3 protein-coding genes are annotated in these 4,635 nt (G+C 74.1%); 1 reads left to right on the forward strand and 2 read right to left on the reverse strand.

Annotated features, from left to right (window positions below; genetic code table 11):
• The first annotated feature begins 471 nt into the window (after window positions 1-471).
• Window positions 472-2,730 carry a glycoside hydrolase family 18 chitinase gene (locus tag AA75_RS14990; RefSeq protein ID WP_033820504.1) on the forward strand — a complete coding sequence of 753 codons (2,259 nt, stop codon included), beginning with the start codon at window positions 472-474 and terminating at the stop codon, window positions 2,728-2,730.
• A 30-nt stretch (window positions 2,731-2,760) separates the two neighbouring features.
• On the opposite strand, the gene AA75_RS14995 is transcribed toward AA75_RS14990, so the two are convergent.
• On the reverse strand, window positions 2,761-3,459 hold the full coding sequence (locus tag AA75_RS14995; RefSeq protein WP_051812427.1) for a spermidine synthase: 699 nt from the start codon (window positions 3,457-3,459) through the stop codon (window positions 2,761-2,763).
• A 135-nt stretch (window positions 3,460-3,594) separates the two neighbouring features.
• On the reverse strand, window positions 3,595-4,572 hold the full coding sequence (locus AA75_RS15000) for a YeiH family protein (RefSeq protein ID WP_033820514.1): 978 nt from the start codon (window positions 4,570-4,572) through the stop codon (window positions 3,595-3,597).
• Window positions 4,573-4,635: the final 63 nt, after the last annotated feature.

Genomic DNA, 4,635 nt, shown 5'->3' on the forward strand with positions numbered 1-4,635 from the left:
CCGCGCCGGCACCGGGCAAGGGGACGCCGGTCCGGGTGCCCCCGCCGGACTTCAACCCGTTCGCGCCGCCCGCACCCGCCGCCCCGGCGGCCGCCGCGGCGGCCGAGCCCCCGGCCCCCGAGCCGCCGGCGTACAGCCCCTTCGGCTGAGCCACCAGGACGACCCAGCGGCGCCGCGGACGGCGGCCGGGCAGTACCAACTGCCCGGCCGCCGTTCGGCGTTCCGGCGCGACGCGTCGGTCGGAGCCCGCACCGGACGCTCTGGTCCAGACCTATTGCCACTGCTGCCCCGGCTCTTTACCCTCCTATGACAGAGGACCTCCGCGGCACCCCGACGGCCCGGCACCTCGGCCCGCGGCCGTCCCCGACGGCCCGGGCGCGCATCACCCTTGCACCTGGCACCTCCCCCCACAGGTAGGGGAGCCCGCCCGTCCGGCCACGGCCCGGGCGCGCTCCCGGACAGGAGCCCTTCATGCGCAGACGTCGGTCCCGGCTGCCCCTGCTCGCCGCGGGAAGCCTCATCGCCCCGCTCATCGCCCTCGCGCTGCCCGCCACCTCGGCGCACGCGGCCTCCGCCACCGCCACCTTCGCCAAGGACCAGGACTGGGGCTCCGGTTACGGCGGCAGCTACACCATCAACAACGGCACCTCCACCGCCATCAACGGCTGGACCCTGGAGTTCGACCTGCCGAGCGGCAACAGCGTCGCCTCGCTGTGGAACGCCACCTACACGGTCGCCAGCTCGCACGTCACGGTGAAGAACCCGGGCTGGCAGCCGGTCATCGCGCCCGGGGCCTCGTACAACTTCGGCTTCAACATCGCCTACTCGGGCGCCTACCAGCCGCTCGCCAACTGCAAGCTGAACGGCCAGCCGTGCGCCGGCGCGCCCTCGGACACCACCGCGCCGAGCGTGCCGGGCGGTCTGCAGGGCGCACTGTCCGGCGGCAGCGGCGCGGCGCTCTCCTGGACGGCCAGCACCGACAACGTGGGGGTGGCCGGGTACGACGTCTTCGACGGCGCCGCCAAGGCCGCCACCGTCACCGGCACCTCGGCCACCGTCACCGGTCTCTCGGCGGGTGCGCACGCCTTCACCGTGGTCGCCTTCGACGCGGCCGGGAACCGTTCGGCCGCCGCCGGCCCGGTCACCGTCACCGTGCCCACCCCGCCGGTCGACAACCAGCCGCCCACCGCGCCCGGTACCCCGTCCGTGACCGGGACCAGCTCCGGCTCGGTCTCCCTGAGCTGGGCCGCCGCCACCGACAACGTCGGCGTCACCGCGTACGACGTCTACAGCGGCGGCGCCGTGGCGAAGACCGTCACCGGCACCACCGCCACCGTGGACGGCCTGGCGCCGGACACCCCGTACACCTTCACCGTCAAGGCCCGGGACGCCGCGGGCAACACCTCCCCGGCCTCCGCGCCGGTGAGCGCGCGGACCCGGCCCGACACCGGCATCCCCGGCGGCGGACTGAAGATCGGCTACTTCACGCAGTGGAGCATCTACGCCCGCGGCTACAGCGTGAAGCAGCTGGACACCTCCGGGACGGCGGCGAAGCTCACCACGCTGAACTACGCCTTCGCCAACATCCACCCGACCACCAAGCAGTGCTTCATCACCAACAAGGCCGCCGGCAACGACTCCGACCCCAACGCGGGCGACGGCGCCGGTGACGCCTGGGCCGACTTCGGCCGCGGCTGGGACGCGGGCACCTCGGTGGCCGGCACCACCGACACCTGGGACCAGAAGCTGGCGGGCAACTTCAACCAGCTCAAGCAGCTCAAGGTGAAGTACCCGAACCTGAAGATGCAGATCTCGATCGGCGGCTGGTCCTACAGCAAGTGGTTCTCGGACGCCGCCGCCACCGATGCCTCGCGCAAGGCGCTGGTCAGCTCCTGCATCGACATGTACATCAAGGGCAACCTGCCGGTGATCGACGGCCGCGGCGGCGCGGGCTCGGCGGCCGGCATCTTCGACGGCATCGACCTGGACTGGGAGTGGCCCAACTCCGACGGCCACCTCGGCAACATCTACAAGCCCGCCGACAAGGCCAACTACACCCTGCTGGCCCAGGAGTTCCGCCGCCAGCTGGACGCGCTGGGCGCCACCACCGGCAAGCACTACACGCTGAGCGCCTTCCTGCCGGCCGACCCGCTGAAGGTCTCCGCGGGCATCGACATCCCGGGCCTGTTCGGCGCGTTCGACTTCGCCACCATCCAGGGCTACGACTACCACGGCGGCTGGGAGACCGTCACCAACCAGCAGTCCGCGATCAAGCTCGCGGCGGGCGACCCGAGCCCGGCGAACCAGAGGTTCAGCTCGGAGATCGCCATCGACGCCTACGTCGGCGGCGGGGCCCCGAAGAGCAAGCTGACCCTCGGCATCCCGTTCTACGGCCGCGGCTGGACGGGCGTGCCGCGCGGCACCACCAACGGCCTGTTCCAGACCGCCACCGGCCCCGGCCCGGGCACCTACGAGCCCGGGTACGAGGACTACCACAAGCTCAAGGACATGGCCACGAGCGGCGGTTACACCATCTACCGGGACCCGGTGGCCGGCTTCTCGTACATCTACAACGGCAGCGTGCTCTACACCTACGACGACCCGACCGAGATCGCCCGCAAGACCGCCTGGATCAAGTCCCAGGGGCTGGCCGGCGCGATGGTCTGGTCCTTCGACGGTGACACCGCCAACGGGGAGCTGATGACCGCGGTCAGCAACGGCCTGAAGTAGCCGCCTCGACAGCGGCCCGAGCGGCCCGCGTCACGCGCGGCGTGCCAGATGGACGACATCCGGCACGCCGCGCACCACGTCGATCTCCAGCGTCCGGACCCCGGTGAACCCGGCCTCCGCCAGCGCCCGTTCGAAGGACGCGGACGGCCGGGCGCTCCACACCGCCAGCACCCCGCCCTCGGTGAGCCTGCCGTACGCGGCGGCCAGTCCGGCCGGGCCGTAGAGACCGGAGTTGGCCTCGGTGACCGTCCAGTCGGGACCGTTGTCGATGTCCAGGCAGAGCGCGTCGAAGCGCTCCCCGGGCCCGGCCAGGTACGCCAGCAGGTCGGTGGCCAGCACCTCCACCCGCGGATCGGCCAGCGCCCCGGCCGAGAACGCGCCGAGCGGGCCGCCGCGGTGCCAGTCGATGACGGCACTCTCCCGCTCGACCACGGCGATCCGCCGCCAGCACGGTTCGGCGGCCGCGTACGCCAGCGAGAAACCCACCCCGAGGCCCCCGATCAGCACCGACGGGCGGGCCCCCCGCGCCGCACCGCCCAGCTCGTCCAGGGCCGCCTGCACCAGCAGCCGCTCCGAGCGGCCGTCGGCGGTGTCCATCAGGAAGCAGCCGTTGGCGATGATCTCGTAGTGCTCACCGCGCTGCCGCAGCACCACCTCCCCGTACGGCCCGTCCCGCCGGTCGAGCGTCGCGGGGGTCTGCTGGCCGTCCCGGCTGGGCAGTTCGGACATGGTAGGGATTCCTTCGGGCTGGGGCGGCTTCCTCACCGACGGGCATCGGTCGTGGCCGATCAGCCGACTCTAACCGAGCGGGTGCGGCGGGCTCAGCGGTTTTCACCCCGCCGGCCGGCCCGGCCGCAGACGCCGTCAGGTGGTGAGCAGCACCCCCGCGTACGACACCCCGGCGACCACCACCCAGGAGGCCAGCCCGAGCGCGGCCACCCGGCCGCCGGTGCGGGCCAGGGTGGGCAGGTGGACGGCGCTGCCGAGACCGAACAGGGCTGCGGCGAGCAGGAGTTCCTGCGCCTGCTGGGCGCCGTCCAGCAGGCCGTCGGGCAGCGTCAGGACGCTGCGCACCACGACCACCAGCAGGAAGCCCGCCACGAACAGCGGGACCACCGGCGGCCGGCGCGCGGCCGTCGTCCCCGCCCCCTGCCCTGCGGTGCGCCGCCGCTCGCGCAGGGCGAGTCCGACACCGGCCACCAGCGGGGCCAGCAGCGCCACCCGCATCAGCTTCACCAGGACCGCCTCGCGCAGCGCCAGCGGCCCGCCGGTCTGCGCGGTGGCGACCACCTGGCCGACGTCGTGCACGCTGGCGCCGACCCAGCGGCCGAAGCCGGTCGGGTCCAGGCCGAGCGGCTGGTGCAGCAGCGGGAGGACGGCGATGGCCAGGGTGCCGCAGAGCGTGACCAGGGTGACCGAGGTGGCGGCGTCCTCCTCGTTGCTGCCGGCCGCCTCGCCGACCGCGCCGATCGCCGAGGCCCCGCAGATCGAGTACCCGGCCGCGACCAGCAGCGGCTGGTCGCCGGGCAGGCCGAGGCGGCGGCCCAGCCACAGCGTGCCGGTGAAGGTGGCCGCGACCACCGCGAGCACCATCACGACGGTGGCCCAGCCGAGGCCGAGCACGTCGTGCAGGCTGAGCTTGCAGCCGAGCAGCACGATGCCGATCCGCATCAGCCGCCGCCCGGCGAGCGAGAGCCCGGGCCGGGCGGCGCCGCGGACCAGCCCGCGCAGGCCCGGCAGGTGGGCGGCGGCGACACCGAGGGCGACGGCGGCGGTGAGCCGGGGAACGGCGGGCACCGCGGCGTGCACGCCCCAGGCGGTGGCCACGCCGAGGGCGGCCAGGGCGAGGCCGGGGCCGTTGCGGCGGAAGGCCGGGGGCGCGGTGACGGGGCGGGGCGGGGGGCG

It is taken from the genome of Kitasatospora sp. MBT63, from assembly GCF_000710465.2.
Classification (GTDB): Bacteria; Actinomycetota; Actinomycetes; order Streptomycetales; family Streptomycetaceae; genus Kitasatospora.

Bases quoted from the DNA above. Each gene is read 5' to 3' on its own strand.
- AA75_RS14990 (WP_033820504.1), top strand. From the start codon at position 472: ATGCGCAGACGTCGGTCCCGGCTGCCCCTGCTCGCCGCGGGAAGCCTC.
- AA75_RS14995 (WP_051812427.1), bottom strand. From the start codon at position 3,459: ATGTCCGAACTGCCCAGCCGGGACGGCCAGCAGACCCCCGCGACGCTC.